The organism is Marivibrio sp. (genome assembly GCF_040218065.1).
Classification (GTDB): Bacteria; Pseudomonadota; Alphaproteobacteria; order UBA8366; family Aestuariispiraceae; genus Marivibrio.
The window spans coordinates 198,795-215,573 of the sequence record NZ_JAVJQE010000013.1; the positions used below are offsets into that span (position 1 = coordinate 198,795).

At 67.8% G+C, this 16,779-nt stretch carries 16 protein-coding genes; 7 read left to right on the forward strand and 9 right to left on the reverse strand.

What is annotated here, in order from left to right; translation table 11 throughout:
• Nucleotides 1-386: 386 nt before the first annotated feature.
• The 4 genes from RIB45_RS12935 (at nt 387) to RIB45_RS12950 (ending at nt 3,932) form a co-directional block, all read left to right on the forward strand.
• A complete protein-coding gene (locus RIB45_RS12935; protein WP_350050737.1) occupies nt 387-1,439 on the forward strand; it encodes a TRAP transporter substrate-binding protein in 1,053 nt (350 codons plus the stop codon).
• Nucleotides 1,440-1,532: 93 nt separating this feature from the next.
• Complete coding sequence (locus RIB45_RS12940) at nt 1,533-2,171, forward strand: TRAP transporter small permease (RefSeq protein WP_350050738.1); 639 nt, start codon at nt 1,533-1,535, stop codon at nt 2,169-2,171.
• Nucleotides 2,172-2,183: 12 nt separating this feature from the next.
• On the forward strand, nt 2,184-3,467 hold the full coding sequence (locus tag RIB45_RS12945) for a TRAP transporter large permease (RefSeq protein WP_350050740.1): 1,284 nt from the start codon (nt 2,184-2,186) through the stop codon (nt 3,465-3,467).
• A gap of 27 nt (nt 3,468-3,494) precedes the next feature.
• Nucleotides 3,495-3,932, forward strand: a complete 438-nt coding sequence (locus RIB45_RS12950) for a universal stress protein (RefSeq protein ID WP_350050741.1) — start codon at nt 3,495-3,497, stop codon at nt 3,930-3,932.
• A gap of 13 nt (nt 3,933-3,945) precedes the next feature.
• Here RIB45_RS12950 and RIB45_RS12955 read toward each other — a convergent pair whose 3' ends face one another.
• Genes RIB45_RS12955 through RIB45_RS12970 form a run of 4 tightly spaced genes read right to left on the reverse strand, consistent with a single transcriptional unit; the run spans nt 3,946 to nt 7,279 of the window.
• A complete protein-coding gene (locus tag RIB45_RS12955) occupies nt 3,946-4,401 on the reverse strand; it encodes a GNAT family N-acetyltransferase (protein WP_350050742.1) in 456 nt (151 codons plus the stop codon).
• 11 nt (nt 4,402-4,412) lie between these two features.
• A complete protein-coding gene (locus RIB45_RS12960) occupies nt 4,413-5,339 on the reverse strand; it encodes a CDP-alcohol phosphatidyltransferase family protein (RefSeq protein ID WP_350050743.1) in 927 nt (308 codons plus the stop codon).
• A 1-nt stretch (nt 5,340) separates the two neighbouring features.
• Nucleotides 5,341-6,054 carry a phosphatidylserine decarboxylase gene (locus tag RIB45_RS12965; RefSeq protein ID WP_350050745.1) on the reverse strand — a complete coding sequence of 238 codons (714 nt, stop codon included), beginning with the start codon at nt 6,052-6,054 and terminating at the stop codon, nt 5,341-5,343.
• A 43-nt stretch (nt 6,055-6,097) separates the two neighbouring features.
• Complete coding sequence (locus RIB45_RS12970) at nt 6,098-7,279, reverse strand: LysM peptidoglycan-binding domain-containing protein (RefSeq protein ID WP_350050747.1); 1,182 nt, start codon at nt 7,277-7,279, stop codon at nt 6,098-6,100.
• A 262-nt stretch (nt 7,280-7,541) separates the two neighbouring features.
• Between RIB45_RS12970 and RIB45_RS12975 the strand changes: the two genes are divergently transcribed.
• Nucleotides 7,542-8,129, forward strand: coding sequence for an LOG family protein (locus tag RIB45_RS12975; protein WP_350050748.1), 588 nt, complete (start codon nt 7,542-7,544; stop codon nt 8,127-8,129).
• Nucleotides 8,130-8,150: 21 nt separating this feature from the next.
• Complete coding sequence (locus RIB45_RS12980) at nt 8,151-8,708, forward strand: hypothetical protein (RefSeq protein ID WP_350050750.1); 558 nt, start codon at nt 8,151-8,153, stop codon at nt 8,706-8,708.
• Nucleotides 8,709-8,712: 4 nt separating this feature from the next.
• On the opposite strand, the gene RIB45_RS12985 is transcribed toward RIB45_RS12980, so the two are convergent.
• The gene (locus RIB45_RS12985) at nt 8,713-9,129 is read right to left on the reverse strand and encodes a DUF4149 domain-containing protein (protein ID WP_350050752.1); all 417 of its coding nucleotides are present in this window, start codon (nt 9,127-9,129) and stop codon (nt 8,713-8,715) included.
• Between the two features lie 192 nt (nt 9,130-9,321).
• Here RIB45_RS12985 and RIB45_RS12990 point away from each other — a divergent pair, with 192 nt between their 5' ends.
• The gene (locus tag RIB45_RS12990; RefSeq protein ID WP_350050753.1) at nt 9,322-10,548 is read left to right on the forward strand and encodes an NADP-dependent isocitrate dehydrogenase; all 1,227 of its coding nucleotides are present in this window, start codon (nt 9,322-9,324) and stop codon (nt 10,546-10,548) included.
• 181 nt (nt 10,549-10,729) lie between these two features.
• Here the strand turns inward: RIB45_RS12990 and RIB45_RS12995 are convergent, their stop codons facing one another.
• The 4 genes from RIB45_RS12995 to RIB45_RS13010 are packed head-to-tail and all read right to left on the reverse strand — an operon-like array spanning nt 10,730 to nt 16,630.
• Nucleotides 10,730-11,992, reverse strand: coding sequence for an alpha/beta hydrolase (locus RIB45_RS12995; RefSeq protein WP_350050754.1), 1,263 nt, complete (start codon nt 11,990-11,992; stop codon nt 10,730-10,732).
• On the reverse strand, nt 11,989-13,263 hold the full coding sequence (locus tag RIB45_RS13000) for a Zn-dependent hydrolase (RefSeq protein ID WP_350050755.1): 1,275 nt from the start codon (nt 13,261-13,263) through the stop codon (nt 11,989-11,991). Before RIB45_RS13000 ends, RIB45_RS12995 begins: the two co-directional genes overlap by 4 nt.
• A gap of 43 nt (nt 13,264-13,306) precedes the next feature.
• Nucleotides 13,307-14,596: an HlyD family type I secretion periplasmic adaptor subunit gene (locus RIB45_RS13005; RefSeq protein ID WP_350050756.1), complete on the reverse strand. Its 1,290-nt coding sequence runs from the start codon at nt 14,594-14,596 to the stop codon at nt 13,307-13,309.
• Between the two features lie 6 nt (nt 14,597-14,602).
• The gene (locus RIB45_RS13010) at nt 14,603-16,630 is read right to left on the reverse strand and encodes a peptidase domain-containing ABC transporter (RefSeq protein WP_350050757.1); all 2,028 of its coding nucleotides are present in this window, start codon (nt 16,628-16,630) and stop codon (nt 14,603-14,605) included.
• Nucleotides 16,631-16,779: the final 149 nt, after the last annotated feature.

Below are 16,779 nucleotides of genomic sequence, written 5' to 3' on the forward strand. Positions count from 1 at the left end.
GCGCCCGCGCGGCTGAAAGACCTTCCGACGCAAACGCCCGGCGCACGGCGCGAGATGAACTTTCGACAGCCGAATTTTATTTGGTGATTGCCTATAGAATCCGTGGGTTTTTCTGTGAGCCGGCGTCCGATTGATATTTTGTTGCGAATCCGTGACCGCGCGCCCCGGTTTCGTTGACAGGCTTTTGCACCGCCCGATACCGTTTCGGTTGCCGAAGCATGATCCGCCCAGCGCGCCGCCCGAGGCGGGCGGACGGAGCGTGCGTCTGAATCACCCGGCGCCCGCCGCGCCCCGGTCCCAGGAAACAGTCTCCGGGATCAATCTCCGGGATCAATCTCCGGGGTCAGGCGGTCGGGCGCCGCCGACGAAAAACAGGGAGACATGCGATGACCAATCGATCCCCCACCCTCCTCCGCCGCACGGCGACGGCCGCCGTGGCGGCCTGCGCGCTGGCCGGCGGCGCCCTCGCCCCGGCGGTCGCCCAGGCCGAGACATGGCGCTACGCCTTCGAAGAGGCGATGGAGGACGTCCAGGGCAAATTCGCCCAGAAGTTCAAGGCCGAGATCGAGGCCAACTCCGACCACACCATCAAGCTTTTCCCCTTCGGTACGTTGGGCGAAAGCGCCGACATCATGGAGCAGACGCGCGCCGGCATTCTGCAGTTCGTCGATCAGTCGCCCGGCTTCACCGGGTCGATGATCCCGGAGGCGCAGGTTTTCTTCGTCCCCTATCTGATGCCGACCGATCAGGAGGTCGCGAGCCGCTTCTTCACGGAGAGCGAGGCGGTCAATCAGATGTTCGAGGGGCTTTACGCCGAAAAGGGACTTGAACTGCTCGCCATGTTTCCCGAAGGGGAGGTCGTCATGACCACCAAGGAGCCGGTCAAGGCGCCGCAGGACCTCGACGGGGTCAAGTTCCGGACCATGACCAACCCGCTTCTGGTGGAGAGCTACAAGGCCTTCGGCGCGACCCCGACGCCGCTGCCCTGGGGCGAGGTCTACGGCGGTCTGCAGACCGACATCATTCAGGGCCAGGAGAACCCGATGTTCTGGGTTTGGTCGACCAAGATGTATGAGGTGACGGACTACATCACCTTCACTGGCCACAACATCTTCACGACCGCCGTCATGGCGAACAAGGAGTTCTACGACGGCCTGCCCCAGGGCGAGCAAAAGATGATCGAAGACGCGATCGACGTCGCCTTCGACTACATCCTTGAGTATCAGAAGGGCCTGTCCGAGGAATCGCTGGCGAAGATCAAGGAGGCCAAGCCTTCGATCAACGTCGTGCGCCTCAGCGAGGAGGAGCGCGAGCCCTTCAAGCAGGCGGCCCAGCAGGTCGAAGAGCGCTTCATCGAGATGACCGGCGAGAGCGGCGAGGAGATCCTCGCCCAAATCAAGGAAGACGTGAAGGAAGCGCGCCAAGCCGTCAGCAACTGATGGCCTGAGCCAAGGCTCCGGCCGGGCGGCCTCACCGCCCGGCCGGTTTCTTTGGGTAAGCCCTTTTTTAAGACCCGCAAAGGCGAAGAGCGCATGGCAGATCAGGGCGAACCGGATCCCTACGAGACCTCGTCGTCCTCGGCCAAGCGCCGCCAGGACCGAACCGAGCGCGAGGAGGAGCCGCCTTCCGCGCTGCCCGGCTTTCTGGGGACGATCGACACGATCATTGCGCGGGTCGAAGCCCTGGTGCTGGCGGCCGGCGTTTTGCTGATGGCGGCGAACACAATCGCCAACGTCGTCAGCCGCTTCGTTTTTCAATACGGTCTCTACTTCACCGGCGAGGTGAACCGCATCCTGATCATCCTCATCACGTTCGCCGGCCTCGGCTACGCGGCGCGCATGGGCCGGCACATCCGGATGTCGGCCCTGTTCGACGTGATGAACGTCCCCGGCCGCAAGGGGATGATGGTGTTCATCGCCTGCGTGACTTCGATCGTGATGTTCGCGCTCTGCTATTTCTCGGTCGGCTATATCGGCCAGGTGCAAAGCAGCGGCCGGGTCCTGCCGGCGCTGCAGATCCCCGTCTATTGGATCTATTTGTGGGCGCCGGTCGGCTTCGCGATCACCGGCATTCAGTACGCGCTGACGGCGGTCAAGAATCTGACCTCGCGCGACGTCTACCTCTCCACCAGCGTGCTGGAGGGCTACGAAAAAGATGAAACGGAAGTCTGAGGGGGCGATCTGATGGGAACCAAACTCTTCACCATCATGGTCGTGTTGCTGCTCGCGGGCTTCCCCATGATGATCCCGCTGCTGACGGGCGCCTTCTACGGCTTCTACGAGCTGTTCGGCGGCTTTCAGAAGATGGACTTCATGGTGCAGCAGATGATGGCCGGCATCCGGCCGGCCTCGCTTATCGCGGTGCCGATGTTCATCCTGGCCGCCGACATCATGACCCGCGGTGAGAGCGCGGGCCGGCTGATCGATCTGGTGATGCGCTTCATCGGCCATATCAAGGGCGGTCTGGCGGTCTCAACCGCGACGGCCTGCACGTTGTTCGGCGCGGTCTCGGGCTCGACCCAGGCGACGGTGGTCGCGGTCGGCAGCCCGCTGCGCCCGCGCATGCTGAAGGCGGGCTATAATGACAGCTTCACCCTCGGCCTGATCATCAACGCCAGCGACATCGCCTTCCTGATCCCGCCCTCGATCGGCATGATCATTTACGGGGTGATCTCCTCCACCTCTATCTCGGAGCTGTTCATCGCCGGCGTCGGGCCGGGCCTCCTGCTGCTGCTGCTCTTCAGCGCCTATTCCATCTTCTACGCCCACATCAAGGGCGTGCCGACGGAGGAGAAATCCAGTTGGACCGAGCGCGCGCAGGCGGCGCGCCGCGCCCTCTTTCCGCTCGGATTCCCGGTGATCGTCGTCGGCGGCATCTACGGCGGGATCTTCAGCCCGACCGAGGCGGCCGCCGCCTGCGTGCTCTACGCGCTGGTGCTGGAGTTCCTGGTCTTCCGCTCGCTCAGCTTCCGCGACGTCTACCGCATCGCCAAGTCGACCGGCCTGATCACCGCCGTGGTGTTCATCCTTGTCGCCGCCGGCGCGGCCTTCAGCTGGGTCATCTCCTTCGCCCAGATCCCGCAGGAGATCCTCGGCTCGATCGGCATCGCGGAGATGGGACCGAAAGGCGTGTTAGGCGTCATCTCGGTCGCCTTCTTCATCGGCTGCATGTTCGTCGACCCGATCGTCGTGATCCTGGTGCTGGTGCCGATCTTCGCGCCGGTGGTCGAATCAGTCGGCCTCGACCCTGTGCTGGTCGGCACCGTCATCACCCTGCAGGTCGCGATCGGCTCGGCGACGCCGCCCTTCGGCTGCGACATTTTCACCGCGATCGCCGTCTTCAAGAAGCCCTACATAGATGTGATCCGCGGGATTCCGCCCTTCACGATCATCCTCGTCTCCGTCGCGGTCGCGCTGATCTTCTTCCCCGAGATCGCGCTGTTCCTGCGCGACCTCGCCTTCCGCTGACGCGCCTAAACCGGGAGCTTCTCCGTCATGTTTTCGCGAATCCTCTGTCCCGTCGACGGCTCGCCCAACGCGCAGCGCGCGATGGAGATGGCGATCCGCCTGCACGAGAAACACGACGCGGAACTGCTGCTGCTGACCGTCTTCCGGCACCACAGCCTGCTGGAGGCGTCGATGTCGATGGTCCGACCCGAGGACCCGGCGAGCATGGACGACGCGCTGCGCGACTACGCGATGGGGGTGAGCGAGGCGGCCAAGACCCGCGCGCAGGATCTGGGCGTGGAACGCATTCGCGCCTTCGTCAAACGCGGGCCGCCTGCGCGCACCATCGTCTCCTTCGCCAAGGAGAAGGACTGCGACCTGATCGTGCTCGGCAGCCGAGGCGCCGGCGATCTGGAGGGCTATCTTCTGGGCAGCGTCTCGCACAAGGTGACGAGTCTGGCGGGGTGCCCGGTGCTTGTGGTCTGAGCTCGGCGCCGGCTCACAGCGCGAGCTTCATGCCGTCATGGCTGGCGACGAAGCCGAGCCGTTGATAGAAGGCGCGCGCCCGCTTGCGCTCGGCGTTGGTCGTCAACTGCACCAGGACGCAGCCCGCGGCCCGGGCCTCCGCAATCGCAAAGCGCATCATCGCCGCGCCCACGCCCCGCCCGCGCCAGGGTCCGGCGGTGCGGACGCCTTCGATCTGCGCTCTGGTTCCGCCGCCAAGGCTGATATTGGGAATCAGGGTCAGTTGGAAGCAGCCGATCACCGCTCCGTCCGCCTCGGCCGCGAACAGCCGGTTGTCCGGGCTCGCCTCGATCGCGGCGAAGGCCGCGGCGTAGGCTTCGGGCGCAGCGTCTTCGCGGCCTGCGCCGAGAAAATCCTCGGCCAACAACGCCACAATCGCCTCCAGGTCTGCGCGCCGGGCCTCGCGGATCGTCAGGCGAGAGAGCGACACCGGCGCAGGCGTCAGCTCTTCGGCCGCAGGGTGTGGACGCGCCCCGCCTCCGCGCCGTCCGCGCCGGCGTTCGGCGCATCACCCGGGGGCGCCGCATCGTCTGCGTCCGCGCGCATCGGCGGTTTGAGCCCGCCTTCGGTCTCCTCCTCGAATTCGGCGAGCCGTTCGGCTTCGGCGCGCAGCATGGCGAAGCTGCGCACAGAAAACGGCATGGTGAGGAGATACACGCCGAGCGCGATCGACAGCGTCAACCAAGGCGCGCCGGCCAGTCCGGCCAACACCAACCCGACCGCGGCCATGAAGGGCAGCATGTAGCGCGGCGCCAGCTTCCATTTCTTGAAACTGAACGTCGGCAGTTCGCTGACCATGAGCAGCGCCGTCCCGACCATCCAGACGGCGACGACGACCGGGTTGATCAGGGCGATCGGGCCGGTCTCGAAGCTGAGAATCATAGGCAACAGCCCGATCGCCGCGCCCATCGGGGCCGGCACGCCCTGAAAGTAGTTGTAGGCGTAGGGCGGCAGCGTATCGAGGCGGCTGTTGAAACGCGCCAGACGCAGCCCGCAGCACACGGCGAAGAACAGGCACGCCGCCCAGCCGAACCCGCCCAGCCCGTTCAGCATCCAGAACCAGGCGATCAGCGCCGGCGCCACGCCGAAGGCGACGAAATCGGAGAGCGAATCCATCTGCGCGCCGAAATCGCTTTGCGCCTTCAGCATCCGCGCCATGCGCCCGTCCAACGCATCCAGGATGGCGGCGACGATGATGGCGCCGACCGCGAACTCCCACCGCCCGTCGATCGCGAAGCGCACCCCGGTCAGGCCGGCGCAGGTCGCCGCGACGGTGATCATGTTGGGAATCATCTTGGTGAGCGTCATGCCCTTCAGGCGGGGGGTCCGGGCGGCGTCGCGCCGCTTGTGTCGCCGGGGGCTCAGCATCTCACCGCACCTCGCCCTTGCGCGCCTTCTCCTTGCCTCGCGGACCGCCGCCAAGGTCGGCGAGCACCGTCTCGCCGGCGACGCAGCGTTGGCCGGCGCAGACCAACACGCTCGTCCCGCGCGGCAGATAGACGTCGACCCGGCTGCCGAAACGGATCATGCCGACGCGTTCGCCCGCCTTCAAATCGTCGCCCTGCTCCACGTCGGCGACGATGCGCCGCGCGACGAGCCCGGCGATCTGGACCATCGCCACCTCCTTCTCGGCCGGCGTCTCGATGCGGTAGCTGAGCCTTTCATTGTCCGTACTGGCCTTGTCGAGGCTGGCGTTCAGGAACTTGCCCGGCCGATAGTCCATCTTCAGGATGGTTCCGTCGATCGGCGCGCGGTTCACATGCACGTCAAAGACGTTCATGAAGATCGAGACCCGCGGCACCGACCGGTCGGCCATGCCGAGCTCTTCCGGCGGCTTCGCCTCGACAACCGGAAGGACGACGCCGTCGGCCGGGCTCACCACCAGCCCCTCGCGCACCGGCGTGACCCGCGGCGGGTCGCGGAAGAAGTAGGCGCACCACGCCGTCAGCACTGCGCCGATGACGAACAGCGGCGTCCAGAACAGACCCGCCACGATGGTGACGATGGCGAACAGCGCGATGAAGGCCAGCCCTTCGCGGTGGAGCGGGACCAAAACCTGCTTGATGGAGTCCTGTAGGCTCAAAGCCGTCTCTCGTCTCGTCAGAGGAACGCGTCCCGCGCCGATATCAGTTCGCGGGCACTTCGAAAATCTGGCCGGGATAGATCAGATCCGGGTCGCGGATCTGTTCCTTGTTGGCCTCGTAGATCACCGTGTAGTTGAAGCCGCTGTCGAGCGTCCGCCGCGCGATGCGCCACAAGCTGTTGCCCGGCTGGACCACCACGAACGCGCCGCCGTCGAAATCACGCATCGGCTCGGCGCGGCTGAAGGGAAGTTCGATGCGGCTGACGACCGCCCCGCCCTCGCGCACCATGTCCAGACGCAGCTGGTAGCCTCCCGGCTCGACCGCCCCGTCCGGCGTGATGCGCCATAGACCGGTCGGCGGCACTTCGGCGCGGCCGATCAGATCATTGTTGAGATAGGCCCTGACTTCCGTCCCCGGCAGCCCGCGCCCTCCCAGGCTCACCTCGCCCGCCTCGTCATAATCGACGCTGTCGAGGGCGAGGTCGCCCGCCTCCGACTCGACGCTGCCCGGCACGGAGGGCTTCTGCAGCACCCGCGCGCCCACCTCGCCGCCGTCCTTCGGCACCAGCATGGCCAACGGCTCCTGCGGCTGCGCCGTCGGGCGGCCGGCGATGTCCTTGCCGCGCTCGGGGACCACCAGCACCACCTTGCTGTCGGACTCCAGCGTCTCTCCCGTCGGCGTCACAGCCTGCAGGCTGAGGTCGTGACTGCCCGGAGCCAGCGGCTCGCTCGGCAGATAGACCCATTCGCCGCGGCCGTCGGCCGTCACGGTACCGATCGGCTCGCCCCCGTCCAGAATCGTCACCTCCGATCCCGGCGGCGCGCGCCCGGCGATGACCGTGTCGCCGTCCTTGCTGATGCGCACGACGTCGAAGCTGGGACCGGTTTCGGCGTCGGCGCCCGCATCGTCAGGCGGCGCCGCCAGCTGTTCGGCCGTCTCGGCCGCGCGGTCGATCGCCCCGGCCGCCTCCCCGGCGGCGTCTTGTGCGGCGTCTTCGGCCGAACTCGTTTCCGGGGCGCGGGCGGTCGACTCGTCGCGTGTCGCCGCATCCGCCGCGCCGCCATCCGCCGCGCCGCCGTCGCTCGGCCCCTCCGCGACGCTCTCGCCGGTCGCCTCGGCGGGATCAGCCTGCTCCGGCGGCGTCTCGTTCAGCACGTCGTTCAGCAACAGAGCGAGCAGCACGATCACTGCGCCCGCCACTCCGATCAGAACGGTCCGATTCACCCTCGCTGCACCCCTCGCAGTCAACAGCGCGGCCTGCGCGATGCGGCGCGCCGTACTCTCTCCGCGCGATCCTACCCGTCCGCCGGGCGCGGCGCAACGCAAGGGGTCCGGAGTCCCGCGGCCGGCGGGAGCGCGGACGGCGCGCCGCGCCCTAGACGCAGACGCGCGGATGCGCTATCGCCAAGCGTGCGGGCGGCGCTTCCGCCCCAAGGCCGTCGTCCGCGCGGTCGTCTCGCGCCTTCAGATCTAGGAACCCGCCGCCGTGCAGCCACCCGTCTCAAGTCTTTGCGTCTATTGCGGCTCCTCAATGGGCGCGCGGCCGATCTATCGCGAGGCCGCGGTCGCCCTCGGCCGCACCTTGGGGGAAGCCGGGATCACGCTGATCTACGGCGGCGGCAGCATCGGTCTGATGGGGGCGACGGCGCAGGCCTGCCTCGGCGCCGGCGGACGCGTCACCGGCATCATCCCCACCTTCCTGGACGAGTTGGAAGTCGGCATGACCGGCCTGACGGAGCTGATCCGCACCGAGAACATGCATCAGCGCAAACAGCGCATGGCGGAGCTCTCAGACGGTTTCGTCGTACTGCCGGGGGGCCTGGGGACGCTGGACGAGACCTTCGAGATTCTCACCTGGCGCCAATTGCAGCTGCACCAGAAGCCCATCCTGCTGCTCAACATCGCCGGCTATTGGGACCATTTCGTGCATCTGCTGGAGCATCAGGCCGCCGAGGGTTTCGTGAAGCCGCAGCATCTTGAGCTGTTTCAAATCGTCGACGCGGTCGACGACGTGCTGCCCGCTCTGGCGGCCAACCCGCCCGCGTCGGACGACGTGCGCAGTAAATGGACGTGAGGGGCCGAACGGGCGCGGAACATGGTCAAGCTCACCCGCACCTACCGGCGGCTCGTCCGCGACACGACGATCAATGATCTGACCCTTTTGTCGACCGACTATCTCAATCATTTCAACGAATTGACGATGATGGTTGAGATGGCGGCGGACATGCCGGAGATGCTCGAGGAAGCGCTCGACTGGCGCTTCAAGAGCTATCAGGCCCACTTCGCCGACAGCGTCTTCCAGCACAAGGATCTCGCGGTCTGGGCCTATGAGAACGCGCCGGACGCCTATCGCGGGCCCTTGGATCGCTGCACGGCCGTCCTGAAAGCGCGGGTCGAAGCCGCGCTGCCGCAGTTGAAGGCCCTGCATGACGCGGGCGACGACGCCGCCATGGCCGCGGCGGCGCGCGCGCTCGCCCGCGATCTCGCCCGCGTTTCCGACTCCATGAGCGCCGTCATAAACGGCGCGGTCACGGTTGAGGAGGCCGAGGCGCTCGCCGCCGCGGCCGAGGCCGATCAGCCCGAAGAGGCGGCGCCGAGCTCCGCGCGCGAGCGCGTTCTCGGCCAGTCCGACATCGACAAGCTGTTCGACTAGCCGCCTAGAGCAGCGCGAGACCGCGGCCGATCAGCGCCAGCAGCGCGATCATCTGGGCGAGATTGATCAGCACGCTCAACCTGTGCAGCCAGGTGAAGCGGGACTTGGCGCCCGCCTCGCCGGCCAGATCGGCGTCGCGCGCGGCGTTGATCCGGTCCACCAGCACGAAGCGCGACAGCGCGAAGCCCGCCGCCACGGCCGCGAACACGCCGGCCGCCAGAAAGCCCCCCTCCCACACCGAGACCGGCACGCCGAACGCCGCCACGCCGAGCCCGGCGATGTAGTAGCGCGGAAAGATCCCGCGCAGGAAGCGACCCGCGGCCTCCCCCTCCAGGAACGAGAAGACCGACGGCGCCACGACGGCGGCGAAGAACAGCATGGCCCCGAAAAGCGCCGAGGCGAGCGCGAGATGGATCGTCATGGGCGACAAGGATAGAGTAAGCGATCGGCGTGAAAAGAGCGGTCCCGCCCCCTCTCCGCCGGATATTGCCCGCCCCCGTTCCCCGCTGTATGGTCCGCGCGATTTCGCCAGAGGGGCTGAAGACGGGGGTCGGAGATGTGGGCCGGACCCGCGACGCCCGCCCAACGCACCGGTCAGGGGAGCCGCCGATCCATGGAGAAGATCAAAGTCAAAAACCCGGTCGTCGAGCTGGACGGCGACGAGATGACCCGGATCATCTGGGACTTCATCAAGAACAAGCTGATCCTGCCCTATCTCGACATCGACCTGAAATACTATGATCTGGGCATCGAGAAGCGCGACGAGACCGACGATCAGATCACGGTCGACGCGGCCAATGCGATCCTGGAGCACCGGGTCGGCGTGAAGTGCGCCACCATCACGCCGGACGAACAGCGGGTCGAGGAGTTCGGGCTGAAGCGCATGTACCGCTCGCCCAACGGCACGATCCGCAACATCCTGGACGGCACCGTCTTCCGCGAGCCGATCGTCTGCCAGAACGTGCCGAAACTGGTCCCCTCCTGGACCAAGCCGATCGTCGTCGCCCGCCACGCCTTCGGCGATCAGTACCGCGCGACCGACTTCCTGATCCCGGGCGCCGGGCTCTTGTCCATCACCTTCACGCCGGAGGATCCGGACGGCGAGACCATCCGCCACCAGGTCTTCCGCTTCGACGGGCCGGGCATCGCCTTGGGGATGTACAACCTCGACAGCTCGATCCGCGGCTTCGCGCGCGCCTGCATGAATTACGGCCTGATGCGCGGCTATCCGGTCTATCTCTCGACCAAGAACACGATCCTCAAAGCCTATGACGGCCGCTTCAAGGACCTCTTCCAGGAGATCTTCGAGACGGAGTTCAAGGAGAAGTTCGAGGAGGCCGGCGTCTGGTACGAGCATCGGCTGATCGACGACATGGTCGCCTTCGCGATGAAGAGCTCCGGCGATTTCGTCTGGGCGGCGAAGAACTACGACGGCGACGTGCAGTCGGACTCGGTGGCGCAGGGCTTCGGCTCGCTCGGCCTGATGACGTCCGTGCTGATGACGCCGAACGGCGACGTGGTCGAGGCCGAGGCGGCCCACGGCACCGTCACGCGGCACTATCGCCAGCACCAGCAGGGCAAGGAGACCTCCACCAACCCGGTCGCCTCGATCTTCGCCTGGACCCGGGGCTTGAAATCGCGCGGCGAGTTCGACGATACGCCCGACGTGGTGCGTTTCGCCCAGCTGCTGGAAAAGGTCTGCGTCGAGACCATCGAGCAGGGCCACATGACCAAGGATCTCGCCCTGCTGATCGGCGAAAACCAGCCCTGGCTCACCACCAACCAATTCCTCGACAAGCTGGACCAGGGATTGAAGGCGAAAATGGACGCCGAATGGTGACCTGACGAAAACCCCGCCGGCGACGGCGGGGTTTTTCCTTGAGGGTGGAAGGGGCGCGCGATCTTCGAACGGAGGATCGCCTGACGGCGCGCCCACCCCCGCCTTTTATCCTCCCCCCTCCAGGGGGAGGAAAAGAGGCTCGGCTCCCTGATAGAGACCGGAAAGCCTTTCCTCCCGCGCCCTAAACCGCTGCGATCAGCCGCATCGCGCGGCGGCCGAGATCCGACGCCGGATCGCCCAACGCCTCCAGCGCGGTGAAGTGGTTGAGGCCGTCGAGGATGAGGAGCTCCGTCGCCGCGCCGCGCCGGCCCCAGACCTCGGCCAGCTCGCGTGATTGGCGTTGGAACTCCTCGGATTCGAGGCCGCCGACGGCGACGAGCGCCGGCAGCGCGTGCGCAGGCCGCATATGCAGCGGGCTCTCCCGCACCGCCAGATCCTCGTCCATCCCGACAGCGTGGTTGATTCCCGTCGCGACCAGGGGCGAGAGGTCGTAGAGGCCGGAGATCAGCACCGCGCCCTTGACCGCGTCGCGCGGCAGGCCGGCGTCGCGGGCCGACCAGTCGGTCGCCGCCAGGACCGCGCCCAGATGCCCGCCGGCGGAATGGCCGGAGACGGTCAACCGGTCGCGATTGAGCCCGTAGAGCGGCGCGGCGGCCCACAGCGCTTCAAGCCCGCAGCGCACCTGCTCCGACAGATCGGCGAGCGTGAGATCGTCCTTCGGCAGCAGGTCGTAGTTCGGCAGAGCGACGGCGACCCCCGCTTCGAGCATCGCTTCGAACAGATGGCCCTGATCGCTCTTGTCCAGCGCCTGCCAGTAGCCGCCGTGGATGAACAGGTGGATCGGCGCGCCCCCGGAGCCGGTCTGCGGCTCGGTCGGCGGATAAAGATCAATCTCACCGCCCGGCCCGTCGCCGTGGGTCAGGACGATCGGCGTGCGCGCCTCACGGAAGGCCGCGCCCTCGCGGCGCCAGGCGGTCATGTGGTCCATATGCTCCGGCGTTTGGGCGCGGGCGGAATATTGAAAGTTCAGCGTGGCCGCATCCATGTCGGCATAGACGGGCCCTTCCGGCGCCGGCGGGACGAAGGCCACGGCCTCCGCCGCCAGCCCCTCCGCCTTGGGGTCGCTGACGACCGCCATATCGCAGAAATTCCCGCCCAGGCTTTCACGATAGATCAACTCCAGCGCCCAGGGGTCCTGATCAAGCAGCGCCTGCGCATCGGGGCTGCGGATCGTGAGCGCGCTGAGATGCGGCGGCCCGGCTTTTTCGGCGGCGAGCGCGCGGGCGATTTCGGTCAGCAGCCGCCCGAACCGATCGGGGAGCGGCAGATCCCGCCCCTCCGCAGGCTCAGCGAGCGGCCCGACCGCTACGCGCCGCCAGCCCGCCGGCTCGGCGGGCGCGGTCAGCGGCGCGTCAGCATAGGACAGCAGGAAAACCCGGCTCATGCCGCCCTCCCCGCCCGCTCCAGCATCGCGTTCAGCAGCACCGAGGCGCCGGCCGCCAGATCTTCAGGCGTCGCGCTTTCAACCTCGTTATGGCTGATCCCGTCGGCGCAGGGGACGAAGATCATTCCCGTCGGCGCGACGCTGGCGAGAAAGCACGCGTCATGCCCGGCGCCGGAGACCATCTCCTTCGGTTCGAACCCCAACGCCTGCGCCGCCGCGCGCACGGCTTCCACGCAGTCGGGGTCGAAGCCGATCGGCGCCTCGGCTGAAATCCGCTCGATCCGCCGCTCAATCCCAACCGGATCGCAGATCTCCGCCAGCGCGCGCGCCATCGCCGCCTCCATCGCCGCCAACGCGTCCGCCTCGGGGTGGCGCAGATCGACCGAGAAGGCGACGCGGCCCGGCACGGTGTTGCGCGAGTTGGGAAAGACCTGCACCTGTCCCACCGTCGCGACGCCGTGGGGTCCGTGGGCGTGGGCGATCGCCGCCAGCCGGTCGGCGACGCGCGCGGCCGCCAGATAGGCGTCGCGCCGACGCGCCATCGGGGTGGTTCCGGCGTGGGCCTCCGCGCCGGACAGCTCGACATCGTACCAGTTCATGCCCTGGGCCCCGACGACCGCGCCGATCGTGCGTCCCTCGGCCTCGAGCACCGGACCCTGCTCGATATGGGCTTCGAAGAAGGCTCCGATCGGATGGGCGCCGCAGGGCTCTTCGCCCCGGTAGCCGACGCGCGCCAACTCCTCGCCCAGGCTCTTGCCGTCTAGATCGCGGGTCGCATAGGCCTCAGCCTGATCGAAGACGCCGGCGAAGACCCCGCTGCCGATCATCGAGGGAGCGAAGCGCGCGCCTTCCTCATTGGTCCAGACGATCGCCTCGATCGGGGCGTCGGTCTCGATCCCCAACTCGTTCAGACGTCGGATGACCTCAAGCCCCGCCAGCACGCCGTAGACGCCGTCGAACTTGCCGCCGGTCGGCTGGGTGTCGAGGTGGCTGCCCGTTGCGACCGGCGCGGCCGAGGCGTCGCGCCCGGCGCGTCGGGCGAAGATGTTGCCCATGCTGTCGATCACGATCGAACAGCCGGCCTCTTCCGCCCAGCGACGGAAGAGATCGCGGCCCTCCCGGTCCTCGTCCGACAGCGCCAGGCGACAGCTGCCGCCCTTCGCCGTCGCGCCGATCTCGGCCATCGCCATCAGGCTGCCCCACAGGCGCGCGCCGTCGACCCGAAGCGTCGGCGCGGCGGTTCGATCGAGACCGGCGCTCGCAGCCGCCATCTCAAATCCCCCTCATAACAAATTGTTTTTACGCGAAAAGCGCTCAGCGTTCGCGAAACGCCTCGTAGCGCATTTTGAGCACGGGCTGGATCAGAAAGTCCAGCACCGTCTTCTCGCCGAGATGGATGTCGACGGTCGCCTGCATGCCCGGCTGGATCGGATAGCGCCGGCCGTCGCGCTCCAGATACGCGTTGTCGGTCTCGATTTCGGCGGTGAAGAATTGCTCGCCCTGCTCGCCCTGTTCGATGTCGGCGCCGACGCTGACCACCCTGCCCTCCAGTCCGCCGTAGCGGACGAAGTCGTAGGTGGTGATCTTGACCGTCGCCGGCATGCCGGCGGCGACATGGCCGATGTCCATCGGGTCGATCTTGGCCTCGACCACCAGGCGATCCTGGGTGGGGACGATCTCCAGGATCGGCTCGCCCGGGCGGACGACGCCGCCGACCGTGTTGTGAACCAGGGTCTTCACCACGCCGTCGATCGGGCTCTCGATCTCCATCCGGCCTTCCTGGCTCTGGGCGCGGGCCAAGAGCTTCTCGTGCCGGCGCACCTCCAGCTCAACCTCCGAGAGCTGGCCGGAGGCGTCGGTGCGGAACTCCTGCCGGGCGGAGGCCAGCTTCTCCGTCACCTCGTCCAGCGCGGCGCGCGCTCTGGGCAGCCCCGCCTCAATCGTCTGCAGTTCGCCCCGCAGGCGCTGCACGTCGCGCTCGATCTCATTCAGCTCGACACGGGTGACCAATTGGTTCGCCAGTAAAGGGGCGGAGAGCTCCAGGCGCTCCTGCGCCAGGTTCAGGTCCGCAGCGACGGAGCGGCGGCGCACCTGCAGCTCCTCGATCTCCAGCCGACGCTGGGCCGCCTGCTGCTCCAAAACCCGGATCTTACCCTGCAGATTTTCGAGACGGCTTTGGTGGGTGCGCTGCTCCGCCGCCGTCAGCGCGGGTCGGCGGGCCGCGAGATCGGGCGGAAAGCTCAAGGGATCGCCCTGCGCCTCGGCCGACAGGCGCGCGCGCTTGAGCAAGAGCCCGTCCAGGCGCACTTCCAGCTCCTCCAGATTGGTGGCGCTGGTGCTGACGTCGAGCTGCATCAGCCGCTCGCCGGCCGCCACGCTCGCCCCTTCGCGGACGTAGATCGCCTCGATCACGCCGCCTTCCAGATGCTGAACCACCTTCAGTTCGCCCTGCGGCACGACAGAGCCTTCGGCAACCGCGACCGTGTCGATCCGGGCCTGCCAGGCCCAGACCGCAGCGGCCGCCAACAGCGCCATCACGCCCCAGGCCAGCGGTTGAAAGCGAGGCGCGGGATAGCGCTGCAACACGTCGTCGAGGGTCGCCATCGCCGCCTACTCCGCCGCTTCGCCGTAGGATTTGGGGGACGGCCCCGCCGCCGGCGGCTTTTTCGCGCCGGTCTTCTTGGCTGCCGTCTTCTTCGCCCCGGCCTTCTTAGCCGCCGCCTTCTTCGCAGCGCTCTTCTTCGCGCTCGCTTTCTTCGCAGACGTTTTCTTCGCAGACGTTTTCTTCGCAGGCGGTTTCTTGGACAGCGCGCCCTCCGGCGGCTCGGCTGCGCCCGGCGCGCTCGGTTCGACCGGCCCGGCGGGCGTCACGACGGCGCGTAACGGCGGGCGCTTGAGGGGCGCGCGCTGAACGGGGGGACGCGGGATCGGGGCGCCGGGAGCTGGGGGCGCAGTCCCGGCGGCCGCCGAGGCCGGCGACTGTTGCGTCGGCGAGGCGGCGGCCGTCCGCTCCCCCAGCAGTTGAGCGCGCACCTCGCGGCCCGGGCCGGTCAGCATGATGCGGCCTTTCTGGAACGCCGTTACGACATCGCACACGCCCAACAGGCCGGGGCTGTGAGTGACCACGACGACTGTGCGCTCGCGCGCAAGCGCCGCCAGCGTGCGGGCCAACTGTTGTTCGGCCGCGCGATCGAGGCTCGAGCTCGGCTCGTCCATCAGCAGCACGGGCGGATCGGCGTAAAGCGCGCGGGCGATGGCGAGGCGCTGACGCTGACCGGTCGACAGACGCCGCCCGCCCTCCCCGATCCGGGTCAGGTAGCCTTCCGGCAATTCGTCGACGAAAGCGTCCGCTCCGGCCATCTGCGCGGCGCGCAACACGGCCGCGTCATCCGGCTGGGCCGCGCCGTTGCCGATGTTCTCTGCGATCGAGCCGGTGAAGAAGAACGGATCCTGCGGCACGTAACCGATCCAGCGGTCGAGCTGCGGGCGCGAAAACTGGCTCAAGTCCGCGCCGTCCAGCGTGATGCGGCCTTCCTGCGGCTGATAGAGACGCTGGAGCAGCATAAGGAAGGTCGTCTTTCCGCTGCCGTTCGGTCCGATCAGCCCGTGCACCTGGCCGGGCCGCAGCTCCAGCGTCGCGCCGTCCAGCACCGGGGCGCCGCCGCCGTAGGCGAAGCGCGCGCTCTCCACCTTCATGAGACCCTTGGGTCGCGGGCGCTCGAGCGCGCCGGCGCCGGGCTCGTCGGCGGCGGCGAACAGTTCCGACAACCGATCCAGCGCCTGACGGAAGCCGACAAGCTGGCGCCACATGCCGACCAGCTGGTTCATCGGCTGGATCACCTTGTTGGTCAGCATGTTGGCGGCGATCAGCGCGCCCATCGTCATTTCCTGATTGATGATGGCGAGCGCGCCGACGCTGGTCATGCCGACCGTCGCCAGCAGGCTGAGCGCCATGCCCCCGTTGGTGAAGCCGTCGGTCAGCACGCCGCGGCGCAGCGACTGCTCGACCAGAGTCGCCTGACGGTCCTCCCACCGGTCGGAAAGCGCCGGGGCGAGGCCCAGCGCCTTCATGGTCGTGCGCCCGGCGAACATCTCCGTCGTGACGGCGTCGCGGTCGGCCTGGGCGTGCCGCTCCGCCTCGCTGGAGCGCTGAATGAGCCGCTGCGAGACCAAGGCCAGCAGCAGGAAGACGCCGACCACGACCGACAGCACCCAGGCGATCGGCGCCGCGATAATCCAGATCACCGCGACGAACAGCGCGACGAACGGCAAATCGATCAGCATCACGAGGGGCGGCCCGGCGACGACGTTGCGCGCCAATTCCGCGTCGCGCTGCAGCGCGTGCCATTGCGCCGTCGTGCGCGTCTCTAGAACCGACAGGGGCAGGCGCGCCAGCTTGCCGAACAGCATCCGGCCGACGTCGGCGTCGACGCGGATCGCGATGCGCTGGACCATTCGCCCGCGCAGTTGGCGCAGCAGAAAATCGAAGGCGACCGCCAGCAGCACGCCGGCGACGAGGCCCTGCAGCGTCGTGAGCCCGGCCTGGAAGACCACGCGGTCGTAGACCTGCAAGACGAAGATCGGCACTGCGATCGACAGGATGTTGATGAAGAGGCTGGTCGACGCCAGTTCCGGCATCCGCGCCATAAGGGGCGCGAAAAGCCGGCGGCGGAATCCGTCGCTTCCCGGCCGCGCGCCGCCGCCCGGGCCGAGCGGATCCGCGCCGTCGCGCGTCGCCGTCGTCTCTGAAGCCTGCCCGCTTTCGCTCGCCATCATCGCCCGGCAGC